Annotated in this window: 13 protein-coding genes; 8 read left to right on the forward strand and 5 right to left on the reverse strand. The window is 66.8% G+C overall.

Features of this window, described 5'->3' with window-relative positions; translation table 11 throughout:
- Nucleotides 1-46 precede the first annotated feature (46 nt).
- The 8 genes from OG976_RS26035 to ilvA all read left to right on the forward strand — a co-directional run bounded on the left by OG976_RS26035 (nt 47) and on the right by ilvA (nt 11,999).
- Nucleotides 47-3,976, forward strand: coding sequence for a bifunctional nitrate reductase/sulfite reductase flavoprotein subunit alpha (locus OG976_RS26035; RefSeq protein ID WP_328355719.1), 3,930 nt, complete (start codon nt 47-49; stop codon nt 3,974-3,976).
- Nucleotides 3,977-4,070: 94 nt separating this feature from the next.
- The gene (locus OG976_RS26040) at nt 4,071-5,525 is read left to right on the forward strand and encodes a nitrate/nitrite transporter (protein WP_328355721.1); all 1,455 of its coding nucleotides are present in this window, start codon (nt 4,071-4,073) and stop codon (nt 5,523-5,525) included.
- Complete coding sequence (gene nirB, locus OG976_RS26045) at nt 5,522-8,044, forward strand: nitrite reductase large subunit NirB (protein ID WP_328355724.1); 2,523 nt, start codon at nt 5,522-5,524, stop codon at nt 8,042-8,044. The genes OG976_RS26040 and nirB overlap by 4 nt, the downstream gene beginning before the upstream one ends.
- Before the next feature lie 48 nt (nt 8,045-8,092).
- A complete protein-coding gene (nirD, locus tag OG976_RS26050) occupies nt 8,093-8,458 on the forward strand; it encodes a nitrite reductase small subunit NirD (protein ID WP_328355726.1) in 366 nt (121 codons plus the stop codon).
- Nucleotides 8,430-9,575: a uroporphyrinogen-III synthase gene (locus OG976_RS26055; RefSeq protein ID WP_328355729.1), complete on the forward strand. Its 1,146-nt coding sequence runs from the start codon at nt 8,430-8,432 to the stop codon at nt 9,573-9,575. The genes nirD and OG976_RS26055 overlap by 29 nt, the downstream gene beginning before the upstream one ends.
- Nucleotides 9,572-10,249 (forward strand): sirohydrochlorin chelatase, encoded by a 678-nt coding sequence (locus OG976_RS26060; protein WP_328355731.1) that lies wholly within the window; start codon nt 9,572-9,574, stop codon nt 10,247-10,249. Before OG976_RS26055 ends, OG976_RS26060 begins: the two co-directional genes overlap by 4 nt.
- The gene (locus OG976_RS26065; RefSeq protein WP_328355733.1) at nt 10,240-10,677 is read left to right on the forward strand and encodes a nitroreductase family deazaflavin-dependent oxidoreductase; all 438 of its coding nucleotides are present in this window, start codon (nt 10,240-10,242) and stop codon (nt 10,675-10,677) included. Before OG976_RS26060 ends, OG976_RS26065 begins: the two co-directional genes overlap by 10 nt.
- A 29-nt stretch (nt 10,678-10,706) precedes the next feature.
- Entirely contained in the window at nt 10,707-11,999 is a 1,293-nt protein-coding gene (ilvA, locus tag OG976_RS26070; RefSeq protein ID WP_328355736.1) for a threonine ammonia-lyase IlvA, read from the forward strand.
- A gap of 3 nt (nt 12,000-12,002) precedes the next feature.
- On the opposite strand, the gene OG976_RS26075 is transcribed toward ilvA, so the two are convergent.
- From OG976_RS26075 to treY, 5 genes are read right to left on the reverse strand one after another with little or no spacing between them, the layout of a single operon-like run.
- Complete coding sequence (locus tag OG976_RS26075) at nt 12,003-12,401, reverse strand: type II toxin-antitoxin system VapC family toxin (protein ID WP_328355739.1); 399 nt, start codon at nt 12,399-12,401, stop codon at nt 12,003-12,005.
- A complete protein-coding gene (locus OG976_RS26080) occupies nt 12,401-12,667 on the reverse strand; it encodes a type II toxin-antitoxin system Phd/YefM family antitoxin (protein ID WP_328355742.1) in 267 nt (88 codons plus the stop codon). Before OG976_RS26080 ends, OG976_RS26075 begins: the two co-directional genes overlap by 1 nt.
- Before the next feature lie 33 nt (nt 12,668-12,700).
- Nucleotides 12,701-13,117, reverse strand: a complete 417-nt coding sequence (locus OG976_RS26085) for a hypothetical protein (protein ID WP_328355745.1) — start codon at nt 13,115-13,117, stop codon at nt 12,701-12,703.
- A 57-nt stretch (nt 13,118-13,174) separates the two neighbouring features.
- Nucleotides 13,175-14,899, reverse strand: coding sequence for a malto-oligosyltrehalose trehalohydrolase (treZ, locus tag OG976_RS26090; protein ID WP_328355747.1), 1,725 nt, complete (start codon nt 14,897-14,899; stop codon nt 13,175-13,177).
- Entirely contained in the window at nt 14,892-17,177 is a 2,286-nt protein-coding gene (gene treY / locus OG976_RS26095; RefSeq protein WP_328355750.1) for a malto-oligosyltrehalose synthase, read from the reverse strand. The genes treZ and treY overlap by 8 nt, the downstream gene beginning before the upstream one ends.

Consider the following 17,177-nt stretch of genomic DNA (forward strand, 5'->3'; position numbering starts at 1 on the left):
ACGCGCCTCGGCAGCTCCCGTAATGTTCGCCGGGCACGGTAGGTCCGTGGCTGCCGAGGTTCAGTGCGCACAGGCCATCCGTACCGCATGTTCGTACTGCGGCGTCGGGTGTGGCATCGACGTGCGCACCAAGCTCGGCCCGGCGGGTCCGGTCATCGCCAATGTCGTCGGTGACCGGCTCCACCCCACCAACCTCGGCCGACTGTGCATCAAGGGCGCCACCCATGCCGAGTTGATGGGCAATGGTGAGGGCCGTGCGGTCGACGCCTTGATGCGACCGGCGCGCGGTGAGGAATTCGTTGTTGCCGACGTCGGCGACGCCGTCGCGACGGTTGGCGCCCGGCTGCGCGAGATCCAGGACCGGCACGGACCGGACTCGATCGCCCTGTACGTCTCGGGCCAGATGTCACTGGAAGCGCAGTACCTGGCCACCAAACTGGCCAAGGGTTTCATCCGCACCGTCAACATCGAGTCCAACTCGCGGCTGTGCATGGCCAGCGCGGCGACGGGTTACAAGCAATCGCTCGGCGCCGACGGACCACCCGGTTCCTATGCCGATTTCGACTGTGCGGATCTGTTCTTCGTCATCGGCGCCAACATGGCCGACTGTCATCCGATCCTGTTCCTTCGGATGGCCGATCGGCTGCGGGCCGGGGCCAAGCTGATCGTCGTCGACCCGCGCCGCACCGCCACCGCCGACAAGGCCGACCTGTTTCTGCAGATCCGGCCGGGCACCGACCTGGCGCTGTTGAACGGCTTGCTGCACCTGCTGGTGGCATCCGGCGATATCGACACCGGCTTCATCGCCGAGCACACCGAAGGCTGGGAGGCGATGGGAGAGTTCCTCGCCGACTATCCGCCCGCGCGGGTGGCCGAACTCACCGGCCTGCCCGAGGCCGACATCCGCACCGCCGCGACAATGATCGCCGACGCGGGCGAATGGATGTCGTTGTGGACGATGGGCCTCAACCAGAGCACCCACGGCACCTGGAACACCAACGCCATCTGCAACCTGCACCTGGCCACCGGGGCGATCTGCCGGCCCGGTAGTGGCCCGATGTCGCTGACCGGTCAGCCCAACGCGATGGGTGGCCGCGAAATGGGTTACATGGGACCGGGATTACCAGGGCAACGTTCTGTGGTCAGCGCTGAGGACCGGTCGTTTGTGGAGTCGGTATGGGGCGTGGAGCCCGGGACGATCCGCCCCCACACGAACCGCGGGACCATCGATATGTTCGAGCAGATGGCCGCCGGAGACATCAAGGCCTGCTGGATCATCTGCACCAACCCGGTGGCCAGCGTGCCCAACCGCACGACCGTGATCACCGGCCTGGAGACCGCCGAACTGGTGGTCACGCAGGATGCCTACAGTGACACCGCCACCAACCGCTACGCCGACATCGTCCTGCCCGCAGCCCTGTGGGCCGAAGCCGATGCGGTGATGGTGAACTCCGAGCGCACACTGACCATGGTGCGCGAATGTGTTTCACCCGCCGGGCATTCCCGCCCGGACTGGCAGCTGATCTGTCAGGTGGCCGACGCCATGGGATTCGGTGCGCACTTCGCCTTTGAGTCCAGCGAGCAGATCTTCGATGAGATCCGGCGATTCGCCAATCCCAAGACCGGATACGACATTCGCGGCGCGAGCTATCAGCGGCTGCGCGAAACGCCGGTGCAATGGCCGTGCCCGCCCGGCGATGAGCAGGATCGTCACCCCATTCGCTATCTCAATGACGGCGTCCTGACATTCCCCACGCCCTCCGGCCGTGCGGTGTTCCACGCCCGTCCGCACCTGGATGCTCGTGAATTGCCCGACGACGACTATCCGTTCGTGTTGAACACCGGCCGGCTGCCGCACCAGTGGCACACCATGACCAAGACCGGCCGGGTCACCAAGCTCAACAAACTCAACGGCAACCCCTTCGTCGAGATCAACCCCGACGACGCCACCGCCCTCGGTATCGCCGACGGGCAAGCCGTCGAACTGCAATCCCGGCGGGGCCGGGCTGTGCTGCCCGCCGTCGTCACAGACCGGGTCCGGCCGGGTAATTGTTTCGCGCCGTTCCACTGGAACGACGAACACGGCGAATACCTGGCGATCAACGCCTTGACCAGTGATGCCGTGGACGCGGATTCCCTGCAACCCGAACTGAAGGTGTGCGCGGTGAGCCTGCGCCCCGCCAAGACCATCACCGGTGCGGAACCCTCCGGTGACGAAAGGCAATACCTGGCAGGATTTTTCGCGGCACTGGGCGGCGACGTCGTCGGCGTTCCGGTGCTCCCGGAATCCGCGCCGATCAGCAGGCCGGTACGGCTGTGGGTTGACGGTCTCCTGGCCGGAACATATTCGCGAGTTTCCGTCGAACCCGCCTCGGTGCCCGGCCCGTGGGTGCTGTGGGCGTCGCAGACCGGCAACGCCGAGGAGCTCGCGGCCCGACTCGTCGATCGGCTTGGAGCGGCCGGGCTGACGGCCAGGCTGATCAGCATGGACGACTGTGCGGTCAGCGATCTCGCCGCACGCGACGTGCTGGTGGTGACCAGCACATTCGGCGACGGCGAACCGCCCGACAACGGGGCCGACTTCTGGGACCGGCTGCGGGCACCGGATGCCCCCGACCTGCACGGGCTGCGGTTCGCGGTGCTCGGTATCGGCGACCGGTCCTACGGTCAGTTCTGCGGCCACGCCCGATCGCTGGACACCCGGCTGGCCGAACTCGGCGGCACTCGGCTGCTCGACCGCGGTGACTGCGAGGTCCACGACGAAGAATCTTTGACGACATGGGCTCAGCGGGTGATCGAGGTTGTCAACGCCGGCGAGTCGGCACGAGTCGGCTTCGACGCGCCTACCGTGACTCGGCCTGCCGAGCCGTTCACCCGGGCCAGTCCCGTCGCCGCCCGGTTGAGTCGCAACACCAGGTTGACCCCGGCCTCGGCCGCCAAAGAGGTGCGGCAGCTGGGTTTTGACATCTCCGAACACGACGTCAGCTATGCCGTCGGCGACTCGTTGGGGGTGTTCCCCACCAACAGCGGCGAGGACGTCGCCGCGTGGTTGGCCGCGACCGGCCTGTGCGGGGATGACGTGGTCGAGGTCGATGGTACGGAATGCGCACTGCGCCAAGCACTCACCGAGAACTACGACATCTGCCGCATCACCCCGAACCTGCTGGCCTTCCTTGCCGAGACGACGGCGGACAAAGCTGCGGCTAGACACCTGCGGGCCGCTCGCACACAATTGGACACCTGGCGGTTGGGGCGCAACGGGATCGATGTCGTTTGTGATTTCGGAGTCCACGCCACTGCCGAGCAATGGCAGGAAGTACTCGTGCGCCTGACACCGCGACTGTATTCGATCTCCTCAAGCCCATTGGTCAGCCCCCACGAAGTGCAACTGACCGTGTCGATCGTCCGCCACCAGGCGCCGGACGGTGCCGAACGTGGGGGAGTGTGCTCGAGGTTCCTGGCCGACCGCGCCCTCGACGTTCCGGTGTTCCTGCAGAAGTCGCCACACTTCCGCCCGCCGGAGGACACAACGGCACCGATCGTCATGATCGGTGCGGGCACCGGGATCGCACCGTTCCGTGGGTTCCTCCAGGAGCGCCGCGCGTTGGGACACACCGGCCGCAATTGGTTGTTCTTCGGCGATCGGCACCGCGACGAGAACTTCTACTACGGCGATGATCTGACCGACATGGTCACCGACGGCTTCCTGAACCGACTCGACCTCGCGTTCTCCCGCGACCAGCGCAAGCGAATCTATGTGCAGGACAGAATGATCGAGAAGGGCGCGCAGCTGTGGACCTGGCTACAGGATGGCGCCTACCTCTACGTCTGCGGCGACGCCGCCGCGATGGCGCGAGATGTCGACGCCGCGCTGGATACGATCATCAGCACCCATGGCCAGCTGAGCGCCGAAGCAGCCCGCCACTACAAGCGTGAACTGGTCGCCGCCAAGCGCTATCTGCGCGACGTGTACTGACCTCACCGGGCCGGGTAAGCAAAAGTGAGAAGGTTGTGACACTGCGAACACCGCGGGCAGCGAATGCGCAACAAAGAATTCCTACCGTGAACGCATGACGACTTCAACGACTCGCAGTGGCTACTACATCGACGACTGGGACCCTGAGGATGTCAAGGCCTGGAACAACGGGGGCGCGAAAATCGCGCGACGAAACCTGATCTGGTCGATCTTCGCCGAACACGTTGGATTCTCGGTGTGGTCCATCTGGTCGGTCATGGTGTTGTTCATGCCGCAGAACCTCTACCACATCGACGCCGCGGGCAAGTTCTTCCTGGTCGCCGTGCCGACTCTGGTGGGCGCCGTGATGCGCATTCCGTACACGTTCGCGGTGGCCAAGTTCGGTGGACGCAACTGGACCATTTTCTCCGCCCTGGCGTTGATCGTTCCGACGATCCTGACGCTCTATTTCATGGCGCACCCGGACACTTCGTACACAACCTTCATCATCGTGGCGGCCTTCGCCGGGCTCGGCGGCGGCAACTTCGCCTCGTCGATGGCCAACATCAACGCCTTCTACCCGCAGCGCTACAAGGGTTGGGCGCTGGGTCTGAATGCCGGTGGCGGCAATATCGGCGTAGCGGTGATCCAGATCATCGGACTGCTGGTCATCGCGACCGTCGGCAACCGGTCGCCTCACCTCGTATGTGCCGTCTACCTGGTATTGCTCGCGCTGGCCGCACTGGGTGCCGCGATGTTCATGAACAACCTCACCAATCAGCGCACCGATGCGCGTTCGATGATCGAAGTGCTGGCGCACCGGGATTCGTGGCTGATCTCATTGCTCTACATCGGCACATTCGGGTCGTTCATCGGGTTCGGCTTCGCCTTCGGTCAAGTGCTGCAGATCAACTTCCTGGCCGGCCTGTCCCACGGCGGCCCCATCACACCGGCGATGACAGCACAGGCATCGCTGCACGCCGCCCAGATCGCCTTCATCGGCCCGGTGCTTGGTTCGTTGTCCCGCCCGCTCGGCGGCTGGCTGTCCGACCGCCTCGGCGGCGGAAAGGTCACTCTTTACACATTCGGTGCGATGATCGCCGCCGCCGCCTGGTTGGTGGCGGCCGGTGAGATCGACGACGCCACAGCGGGACCGGCCTCGGGTGCCACGATGGCTGCCTTCATCGTCGGATTCATCGCCCTGTTCGTACTGTCCGGCATCGGAAACGGCTCGACCTACAAGATGATTCCGTCGATCTTCGAGGCCAGGTCGCAGGGCCTGGACACCCTCAGCGCACCGGAGAAGCGGGCATGGTCGCAGCGGATGTCGGGCGCATTGATCGGGATCGCCGGGGCGGTAGGCGCGCTCGGCGGGGTCGGCGTCAACATCGCGCTGCGGGCGTCCTATCTGTCACCGGCCAAATCGGCCACCATGGCATTTTGGGTGTTCCTCGGCTTCTACGTGCTGTGCGCGGTGATCACCTGGGTGGCTTACGTGCGCACTCCCAAGAAGGCAGGAGTCATCAGCACCGAGACCCACGCCGTCGACAACGCCGCGGCGGTCGCATGACCGCCCCGGCACGGACCGTCGTTGTCGTCGGCCACGGCATGGTCGGGCACCGGTTCGTCGAGGCACTGCGGGACCGGGATTGTGACGGCGCCTGGCGGGTGATCGTGCTCTGTGAGGAACCGACCCCGGCCTACGACCGGGTCGGGTTGTCGTCTTACATCGACGGCTGGGACCGCGCGACGCTGGCATTGTCCGGAAACGATTACGCTGGAGACGATCTGGTCGACCTGCGGGTCGGCGAACCCGCCACCGCGATCGACCGCACGACCCGTGAGGTCGTCACCCCGACGGGCGAGCGCATCGGTTACGACGCGGTGGTGTTGGCCACCGGCTCGTACCCATTCGTGCCACCGATCCCCGGTAGCGATCTGGACCGCTGCTTCGTCTACCGGACGTTGGAAGACCTCGACGCCATCCGGGCGACGGCGTCGGCAGCCGGACCCGGGGCGGTCGGCATCGTCGTCGGTGGCGGTCTTCTGGGCCTGGAGGCGGCCAACGCGCTGCGCATGCTCGGCCTCACACCGCATGTGCTCGAACGCTCCCCGCGGCTGATGCCCATTCAGGTCGACGACGGTGGCGGTGCGCTGCTGAACCGGCTCATCACCGAACTCGGTATCACCGTCCACACCGACGTGGCGTCCACCGAGGTCGTCGACACCGGTGACGGCATCATGGTGTCGCTATCCAACGGCGAAACGATCTACGGCGCACTGCTGGTGTTCTCGGCGGGTGTGCGCCCGCGGGATGATCTGGCCGCCGCCTGTGGTCTGCCGATTGCCGAGCGGGGCGGCGTGCTGACCGATATCAGCTGTGCCACAGCCGATCCCCACGTGTTCGCCATCGGCGAGGTCGCCGCCGTCGAAGGCCGCTGCTACGGCCTCGTTGCGCCGGGCTACACGATGGCCGAGGTGGTGGCCGACCGGCTGCTCGGTGGCGCCGCCGAATTCCCGGGTGCCGACCTGTCCACCAAACTCAAGCTGCTCGGCGTCGACGTGGCCAGCTTCGGTGACGCCCACGCCAGCACACCCGGTGCGCTGGAAGTCGTACTCAATGACGCCGTCAACCAGACCTACGCCAAACTTGTTGTCTCCGATGATGTGTCGACACTGCTGGGCGGGATCCTGGTCGGCGACGCCACCGCATACGCCACCCTGCGCCCTCTGGTCGGCCGGCCGCTTCCCGCAGATCCGGCGACGCTGATCTCACCCGCAGGGGCCGAAGTTGGGGTGGGTGCGCTGCCCGACGACGCACAGATCTGCTCGTGCAATGCGGTGACGAAGCGTAGCATCTGCGGCGCAATTTCGGCAGGCGCCCAAGACGTTCCGGCCATTAAATGTGCCACGGCGGCCGGAACCTCCTGCGGCAGTTGCATTCCGATGCTCAAGCGGCTGCTCGAGGCACAGGGCGTGGCGATGTCCAAAGCCCTGTGTGAACACTTCGAGCAGACCCGCGCCGAGCTGTTCCAGGTCGTCGCGACCACCGGCATCCGCACCTTCTCCGCACTGATCGCCGAGTACGGCACCGGCGCCGGATGCGATATCTGCAAGCCCGTGGTGGCCTCGATCCTGGCGTCCACATCATCTGATCACATCCTGGATGACGCGACTGCCGGACTGCAGGACACCAACGACCATTTCCTGGCCAACATTCAACGCAACGGCACATACTCGGTGGTGCCGCGGCTACCCGGTGGTGAGGTCACACCGGAGAAGCTGATGGTGATCGCGGAGGTGGCCAGGGATTTCGGTCTCTACACCAAGATCACCGGCGGTCAGCGCATCGACCTGTTCGGTGCCCGCGTCGAACAGCTTCCGCTGATCTGGCGCCGACTCGTCGACGCCGGCATGGAATCGGGGCACGCCTACGGTAAGTCGCTGCGGACGGTGAAGAGCTGCGTCGGATCCACCTGGTGCCGCTATGGAGTGCAGGACTCGGTCGCGATGGCCGTCGATCTCGAATTGCGTTATCGCGGGCTGCGTTCGCCGCACAAGATCAAGATGGGCGTCTCGGGCTGCCAACGTGAATGTGCAGAAGCGCGGGGTAAGGATGTCGGCGTGATCGCCACCGAGAAGGGCTGGAACCTCTACGTCGGCGGCAACGGCGGCGCCACCCCCAAGCACGCCCAGCTCCTCGCGGGCGACCTGGATTCGGACACCCTGGTCCGGTATATCGATCGCTACCTGATGTTCTACATCCGAACCGCAGACCGCTTGCAGCGCACCGCGGTGTGGCAGGAGACCATCGAGGGTGGGCTTGATCACATCCGTGATGTGGTGTGTGCGGACTCGTTGGGCATTGCCGCCGATCTCGACGCCGCAATCGGCCGGCACGTCGAGGGCTACTCCGACGAGTGGGCCGGTGTGCTCAGTGACGAGGAAAAACTGAGCCGCTTCGTCTCGTTCGTCAACGCCCCGGAGAAGGCGGATCCGACGGTCGTGTTCGACGAGACCGGGCCGCGGAAGGTGCCGCTGCTGTTGGGAATGCCGAGCAGCGTCAACGCGGCGGAAAGCCGCCCGTAACAGTCGCGAAACACGACCCCTCTATCAAGAGCTTGGAGGCTTGAAACCATGACAGTTCTCGCGGACAACAGTGCAGGGCTCGACCTTGATATCTGGACGCCCGCCTGCGCCCGCAGCGCGCTGCTCGCCGGCCGCGGCGTGGCGGTGCTGCTGCCAGGCGGTGAGCAGGTCGCGCTGTTCCTGTTGGCCGATGGCACGCTGGCTGCCGTCGGCAATATCGATCCCTTCGGCCGCGCCGCGGTGATGTCGCGTGGCATCGTCGGGGATCGGCGTGGCGAGCCCACCGTGGCGTCGCCTTTGCTCAAGCAGGTGTTCTCCCTTGTCGACGGTCGGTGCCTCGACGACGAGTCATACGCACTGCCGGTCTACGAAGTCAGGGTGGTCGATGGATTCATCGAAATCCGAAGTCAATGAACCACTTACCGGCTTCACCGTCGGTGTGACCGCGGCTCGGCGTGCCGAGGAATTCGTCGCCCTGCTGCAACGGCGCGGAGCAAACGTCGCCCATGCGCCGGCGATCCGGATCGTCCCGCTCGTCGATGACGTCGAATTGCGCCATGTCACAGAGCAACTCGTCGAGGCGCCGCCGGATATCGTCGTGGTGACCACCGGTATCGGGTTCCGCGGCTGGATCGAAGCCGCGCACGGCTGGGACGTGGCCGACGATCTGGCCGCCGCGCTGGCGTCCACCCGGATCCTGGCCCGCGGCCCCAAGGCGCGCGGCGCGGTCCGCCAGGCGGGCATGTGCGAGGAGTGGAGCCCGGATTCGGAGTCCTCGGCCGAAGTGTTGCAGCGCCTGCTCGCCGACGGTGTGGACGGGCTGCGCGTCGCGGTCCAGTTGCACGGTGCGGCAAGCGAATGGGAGCCCGATACCGACATCTGTGACGCCCTGGCCCGGGCGGGCGCGCAGGTGGTCAAGGTGCCGGTGTACCGGTGGGAACCGCCTGCCGATCCCAAGCCGATGGACGCTCTGATCGACATGATGGTCAACGGCGAACTCGACGCCGTCAGTTTCACCAGCGCACCCGCAGTGGCATCCATGCTCGAGCGGGCCAAGGCGCTGGGCGTGCTGGATGCGCTCGTCGGCGCGCTGCGAACGCAGGTCGCCGTGTTCGCGGTGGGCCCGGTGACCTCCGCGCCGCTGCTGCGACTCGATATCGGCACCTGCTACCCGCAGCGCTACCGCCTTGGCGCGCTGGCCAGGCTCATTGCCGATGAGTTACCCACGAGGGCAAGGAAATTCACTGCCGGCGGCCATCGCATCGAGGTGCGCTGCACCAGTGTCGACGTCGACGGCACGGTCCGGGTGCTGCCGCGTGCCGCAATGGCGCTGCTTCGGCGCCTGCTCGTCGACCCCGGCCGGGTGGTGTCCCGTGCCGATCTGCTGGCCGAACTGCCCGGCGGTGGTGACGACACCCATGCCGTCGACACCGCGATGACCAGGCTCCGATCAGCCCTGGCCGCACCGGGTGTCGTGCAGACCGTCGTCAAGCGGGGCTATCGGCTCGCGCTCGACCAGGAGGCGTCATGAACCCGACCCTGGTTCTCGTCGCGCACGGCACCCGCCGCCCGGAGGGCGTGCAGGTGATCAGCGAGATCGCCGCAGACCTCGCCGGACGTGTCGGGCCGGTACTCACGGCCTTCGTCGACGTGCTCGGGCCCAACCCCCGCGAACTGCTGGCCACAGTGGCGGGCCCGGTCACCGTGGTGCCTGCGTTCCTGGCCTCCGGCTACCACGTCAACACCGACCTGCCGGCGCGGGTCCGCGAGAGCGGGCACCCGGCCGCGAGGATCACCCCGGCGCTGGGACCGGACCCCGTCATCGCCGAGGTGATGCTCGCGCGACTTCTCGGAATGGGATGGGTTCCCGGCGATCCGGTGGTGATGGCCGCTGCCGGATCCTCCGACCCCGTCGCCCACCGTGACCTCAGTGCCGCCGCGACACTGTTGGCCGACCTCGTCGGTGAGGTTCACCTGGCCTTCGTCGCCACCGGTGAGCCCAAGGTCAACGACGTCGTCGGCTCCCTGGCACGGTCGGGTCGACGGGTGTTCGTCGCCTCGTACCTGCTGGCCCCGGGCGTTTTCCACACCAGGCTCCTGGACTGCGGCGCACACGCGGTCACCGCGCCGCTGGGGGCTGATCGGCGCCTCGTAGACCTGTTGGCCGGCCGGTTCGCCGACGTAGCCTCGATGTCATGCCGCTGACCGGAGAATACGAACCGAGCCCGTTCGACTGGGCCAGAGAGAACGCCGAGCTGTACATGGCCTCGGGCGGTAAGGACGGTGCCGAGCACAACGGCAAACCCGTCGTGCTGCTGACCACCATCGGGGCCAGGACCGGCAAGATCCGCAAGACGCCACTGATGCGGGTCGAGCACGACGGCGAGTATGCGGTGGTCGCCTCGCTCGGCGGGGCGCCCAAGCACCCGGTCTGGTACTTCAACATCACGGCCAACCCGCTCGTCGAGCTGCAGGACGGCACCCGGACCGGCGATTACGAGGCCCGGGAAGTGTTCGGCGAGGAGAAGGCGCTGTGGTGGGAGCGGGCCGTGCAGGCCTGGCCCGACTACGCCGACTACCAGCAGAAAACCGACCGTCAGATCCCGGTGTTCGTGCTCACCCCGATTCACTGATTTCGCGCGGTTGGTGGGACCATTGTCCGGTGACCGCCGAAGTGAGCCAGAGCCGATTGTCGGGACCGCTGACCGCGGCTGACATCGACGAGGCTGCCCGGCGAATTTCGGGCGTGGTCTCCACCAGTCCGCTGCAGCACAGTGACCGCCTGTCGGCGGCCACCGGCGCCGAGGTGTATCTCAAGCGCGAGGACCTGCAGGTGGTGCGCTCCTACAAGCTGCGCGGCGCCTACAACCTGCTCATGCAGCTCTCCGACGACGAGCTGTCGGCCGGCGTGGTGTGTGCCTCGGCAGGTAACCATGCTCAGGGTTTCGCGTTGGCCTGCCGCTCGATGGGCGTGCACGGCCGGGTCTACGTGCCGGGCAAGACGCCCAAGCAGAAGCGGGACCGGATCCGCTATCACGGCGGCGAGTTCATCGAACTGATCGTCGGCGGCAGCACCTACGACCTGGCCGCTGCCGCCGCGTTCGAGGACGTCGCCCGCACCGGAGCCACGCTGGTGCCGCCCTATGACGACCCCCGCACCATGGCCGGCCAGGGCACCATCGCCGTCGAGATTCTCGACCAGCTGGACTCCGAGCCCGACCTCGTCGTGGTTCCGGTCGGCGGCGGTGGCTGCATTGCCGGGATCACCACCTACCTGGCCGAGCGCACCACCAACACCGCGGTGCTCGGCATCGAGCCGGCGGGTGCGCCGTCGATGATGGCGGCGCTGGCCGCAGGCGAGCCGGTGGACCTCGATCACGTCGACCAGTTCGTCGACGGCGCGGCGGTCCAGCGGGCCGGTGCGTTGACCTACCAGGCGCTGGCGGCGGCCGGCGACATGGTCTCGGTCGCTGCGGTCGACGAGGGTGCGGTGTGCACGGCGATGCTCGAGCTGTACCAGAACGAAGGCATCATCGCCGAGCCCGCCGGTGCCCTGTCGGTGGCCGGTCTGCTGGAGGCCGGCCCAGAAGGCGGGGTGACGCCCGGATCCACGGTGGTGTGCCTGATTTCCGGTGGCAACAACGACGTGTCCCGCTACGGCGAAGTGCTCGAACGCTCGCTGGTGCACCTGGGCCTCAAGCACTACTTCCTGGTGGACTTCCCGCAGGAGCCCGGTGCGCTGCGCCGCTTCCTCGACGAGGTCCTCGGACCGAACGACGACATCACCTTGTTTGAGTACGTCAAGCGCAATAACCGCGATACCGGCGAGGCGCTGGTCGGGATCGAGCTGGGCTCGGCGGCCGGGCTTGAGGGCCTGCGCGAACGGATGAGCGTGTCCGGGCTTCATGTCGAGGCGCTGGAGCCGGGGTCACCGGCCTACCGCTATCTGACGTAGTGACTAGGTGCGGGGCATTGCGACGTTGATCCCCATCATGTCTGCGGCCTCGGCGAGGCGGGTGTCGTAGCACACGAACGCGCGCAACGCTGGTGCCGTGAGTGCAGCCGCGAGGTGAATGGCATCCAGTGTCCGCAGCCAAGCTGGCCCGAGCGATCCTGCCTCGTCGAGCAATCGGTGGTTCAGCGCAACCATGTCGAGCCTGCTCAGTACGCGGCGGGCGTGGGCGACTGCGTCGAACGAACCGCTGCGGCCGACCGCCCGCAGCAGCTCGGCCCTACTCAACGCGGCGGTGAACCGAACATCCTGAGGGTGGCTCGCCAAATAATCTCGTAGCGAAGCGCTTTCGGGCTCGGATACCACTAGCTTGACCAGCGCTGAGGTATCGAGATACACCTGCATCAACGCTGGTCTCGGCGCAACTCTTCAAGTGCGGTCGCGGTATCGACACCGTAGTCGCGCGCCGGCTCATCGAGCAGGCCGTGGGGCGACGGGGCAGCAAGCACATCACCGCGCCCGATCATCTCGTCCCAGCCGTTATCGGTGACAGGGACCAGCCTGGCCACCAGGCGGCCTCGCACAGCGATCTCGATCGACTCGCCTCCCGCGACCCGGCCGACATATCGGCTGGCGTGCTGGCGCAACTCGCGTAGCCCGATGCGATCCATGTAGCACACGGTAGCACTTAGGGTATGTGGGGCTTAGATGCGAAGCAGGTCGGCGTGGTTGGCGCGGAAGATGGCCTCTAGGGGTACCGCGATCTCGCGCGCCGTCTCGGTGAGGACCTCCGACCATCGCAGGTCCTCGGAACTGATGTGGTCGTAGCCAGGCCGGGTCAGCAGCAGCGCCAGTGAGCTACCGGGGGCGGACTCCTCAAGTGCCCTCGCCAACCCCTGAAGCAGATTCTCGACAATGGTCCGGTTGGGCCAGCGACCGATGGGCAGCTGTGTAAGCGTCTTGCGCATGCACCGGTCGGGTCCGACGAACCCAACCCAGAGCAGTCGCTCACCGAATCCCAACGGACCCATGAGGGCTCGCCAGCGGGCGCGCATATCGGCGGGAGATCGGATCGGGTCGGTGGCGGTCTCGATCGGTGGGATCGGCAGAAGATCGGTCATGGGGCTTATGGTCGACGTAATCGGCGTCCCACGATTTCAGTTATCCACAACACCGCCTCAGGGAGCGCGAAGCACCGCCACCGAATGGCCGGGGAGCCCGGTTCGCTCGGCATCGACCGCGACGTCGCCCCACTTGAGTAGAACCTCGCCGGTGGCCGGCACCGTGACGGCCTGCTCGCCGAGGTTGCAGGCGACTGCGAAGCGCCCGCGGCGCATCACGATCCACCGCTGGTTCTCGTCGAAGTCCACCACCAAGTGCGTCAACCACGGATCGGCGAAGTCGGGTTGGGTGCGGCGCAATGCGATCAGCCCCCGGTAGAAGGCCAGTAGATCGGCGTGCTCGGGTTGGCCCACCTCGGCCCAGTCGAGTTTCGAGCGCAGGAAGGTCGCGATGTCCTGGGGGTCAGGGATGTCGTCGGCGTCCCAGCCGTGGTCGGCGAACTCGGCCTTGCGGCCCTCGGCCGTCGCGATCGCCAGTTCGGGCTCGGTGTGTGAGCTGAAGAACTGGAACGGATGCGACGATGCCCACTCCTCACCCATGAAAAGCATTGCTGTATAAGGTGACCCGAGAGCAAGGGCGGCCTTGATGGCCAGTCGGCCGTAGTCCAGGTTCTGCGACGGGCGATCGCCCACCGCCCGATTGCCCACCTGGTCGTGGGTGCAGGTGTAGGCCATCAGCCGGGTCGCCGGGATGGCCGCGGTGTCCAGCGGCCTGCCGTGCCGTCGACGCCGGAACGACGAGTAGGTGCCGGCGTGGAAGTACCCGTTGAGCAGTGTGGTGGCCAAGGCCTCAATCGTGCCGAAATCGGCGTAGTAGCCCTGACGTTCGCCGCTGACGGCGGTGTGGATCGCGTGGTGGATGTCGTCGTCCCACTGCGCTGTCAGCCCGTAACCGCCCCGGTCGCGTGGTGTGATCAGCCTCGGGTCGTTGAGGTCACTTTCGGCGATCAGCGACAGTGGCCTGCCCAGCTGTGCCGACAGGGCGTCGGTCTCGGCGGCCAGCTCCTCGAGGATGTGGAAGGCGGTGTTGTCGACGAGGGCGTGCACCGCGTCCAGACGCAGTCCGTCGGCGTGGAAGTCGCGCATCCAGCGCAACGCACATTCGATGATGTAGCCGCGCACCTCGTCGGCGTCCGGCCCGGCCAGATTGACGCCCTCGCCCCACGGATTGCTCACCGACGACAGGTACGGCCCGAACCTGGGCAGGTAGTTGCCCGACGGCCCGAAGTGGTTGAACACCGCGTCGATCAGCACGCCCAGCCCGCGGGTGTGGCAGGCGTCGACCAGTCGCACCAGAGCATCCGGACCGCCGTAGGGTTCGTGCACCGCGTACCACAGCACACCGTCGTAGCCCCAGCCGTGTGAACCGTTGAACGCGTTCACCGGCATCAGCTGGACGAAGTCGACACCCAGCTCCACCAGGTAGTCCAGCTTGTCGATCGCTGCATCGAAAGTTCCTGCGTCGGTGAATGTTCCGGTGTGCAGCTCGTAGATCACCGCGCCTTCGATCGACCGGCCCGCCCACTGCTGGTCGGTCCACCGGGCCGCGTGCGGGTCCCACAGCTGGGACCGTTCGTGGACCCCGTCGGGCTGGCGGGCCGAGCGTGGGTCGGGCAGCACGGTCGAATCGTCGTCGAGGACGAAGCCGTACCGGGCATCAGGCGCGCACTCCACGTCGGTGCGCCACCAGTCGTCGACACCCCGTGTCATCTCGTGCAGGGTGCCCTCGACATCGAGTCGTACCGTTGTGGGCAGCGGCGCCCACACCGCGAACTCAGCCATCTGATTTCTCCAGCAGGATCACGGGCAGCTCGGTGAACAGGTCGGCCGCGGCCGCGGTGCCCGTCCACGACGCACCGGTGATCCGGTCCCGCCACGTCCCGTCCGGCAGGACCAGAGCCGTGTCGCCCCAGCCCTTTTCGTCCAGTCGTACCGTCCAACGGGCGACCGCAACCAGAACGTCCTCGCCCCGCAGGAAGGCGATGATGTGCTCGGCGGCCTCGCCGTGCGGCAGCACCGGAAGGTAGCGGCCGTGCAGGAACGTGCTGGGCCGCTCGCGGCGGGCCTGCAGGGCGGCGCTGACCACCCGGATCTTGGGGTGGCTCGCCGCATCAAGGTCGGCGCGCCGTGCACTGTAGTCGACGAGTCGACGGTTGTCGGGGTCAACGAGGCTGTCCTCCCACACTTCGGTGCCCTGGTAGACGTCCGGCACGCCGGGCACCGTCAGCGCCAGCAGCTTCTGTCCCAGAGCGTCGCTGTGCGCATGCGGAAGCAGCTGTGCCACCAACTCGGTGAGTTGACCGGCCACCGGGCCGTCGAGGACGGCATCCAGCCAGGCGTGGACGGCATCTTCGAAGTCGGTGTCCGGATCGGTCCACGTGGTGCGCCAGGCGGCTTCCCGGATTGCCTTCTCGGTGTAGCGGTGAAGTCGGTCACGCAGCTCGGGGGTGACGTTGCCGTCGACCGGCCACACCCCGAAGATGTTCTGCCACAGGAATAATCCGGTCGCCGGATCGGGGGAGGGGGCTGTCTCCTCCCAACGCTCGAGGAACTGTGCCCATAACGACGGGACCTGCGAGAGCACCCCGATCCTGGCCCGGACATCCTCACCGCGCTTGGTGTCGTGGGTGGACAACGTGGTCATGGTGTTGGGCCAGAGCCGGGACCGCACCGTCGCACTGCGGTGGAACTCTGCGGCGCTCACCCCGAAGTGCTGTGGCTCACCGCCCACTTCGTTCAGCGACACCAGCCGTGCATCCCGGTAGAAGTAGCAGTCTTCGACCGCCTTTGCCGTCATCGCCCCGCACAGCTGCTGCAAGCGTGCGCCTGCTTCGGTGCCATTGGCCAGCGCCGTCGTTACCAGTGCCAAGGCGTCGGCCAGGTCGGGCTGTTCGGTGACCGTGCGGGCGATCGCCGCCGCCAACAGTTGCGCGAGGTTCTGATAGTCGCACCGGTACACCCCGATGTTGGTCAGCAGCGCCGTCGCCGCGTCAGCCAGCCGGGGATCGTCGGCACCTGCGGCCGCCGACATCGTGCGGCACACCCGGGCGAGTTCGCTGGCCAGGGTCTGGGTCGCCGCACCGATCTTCAGCTCGCGCAACAACTCCGGCACACGTGCGTAGTCGAAGCCGGCAGATTCGACGAGCTCGGTGAGTGCCTGTGCGCCGCCGGGGTCGACGAACACCCCGCCCACATCGCGCAGCACGTCGTAGCCCGTGGTGCCGTCGATCGGCAGCGACGGGTCCAGTGGCTCTCCGACGGCCAGGATCTTCTCGATGACGATCCACGCGTGCGGCCCGAGCAGTTCCCGAAGCCGCACCAGATATCCCGACGGGTCGGTCAGCCCGTCGGGATGGTCGATGCGCACACCGTCGACCAGGCCTTCGGCGAACCAGCGGGCTACCTCGGCGTGACTGGTGTCGAACACCTCGGGGTCCTCCTGGCGAAGACCGGCCAGCGAGGTGATGGAGAAGAACCGCCGGTAGCCGCACACCCCGTTGCGCCAGCCGGTCAGCCGGTAATGCTGGCGTTGGTGTACCTCGGCGCCGCTGCCGCCCGCTGTGCCCGGGGCGATGGGGAACATCAGATCGCCGAGTCGCAACGTGTCACCATCGACGGTAAGTCGCTCGGCGTCATCGTCGGAACCTAAGACCGGCAACACAATTCGGCCGTCCGGATCGACGGTCCAGTCGATGTCGAAGAAGCTCGCATAGTCCGACTCGGGGCCGTTACGCAGCACGTCCCACCACCACGGGTTGTCCGCGGGGCGCTCGACGCCGAGGTGGTTGGGGACGATGTCGACCACCAGGCCGAGCCCGCGGCTCTTGGCGGCGGCGGCCAGGCGTGCCAGCCCGTCGGCGCCGCCGAGTTCCTCGGACACCGTGGTCGGGTCGGTGACGTCGTAGCCGTGTTCGGATCCGGGTGCGGCAGTCAGGATGGGTGAGAGGTAGACGTGCGTGACGCCGAGGTCGTCGAGGTAGTCGACAATCTTCTCCGCATCCGTGAGGGTGAAACCGTCGCGGAGTTGGAGGCGGTAGGTGGACAGCACCGGGGAGGCCAT

Origin of the sequence: Mycobacterium sp. NBC_00419 (assembly GCF_036023875.1) — a bacterium.
Classification (GTDB): Bacteria; Actinomycetota; Actinomycetes; order Mycobacteriales; family Mycobacteriaceae; genus Mycobacterium.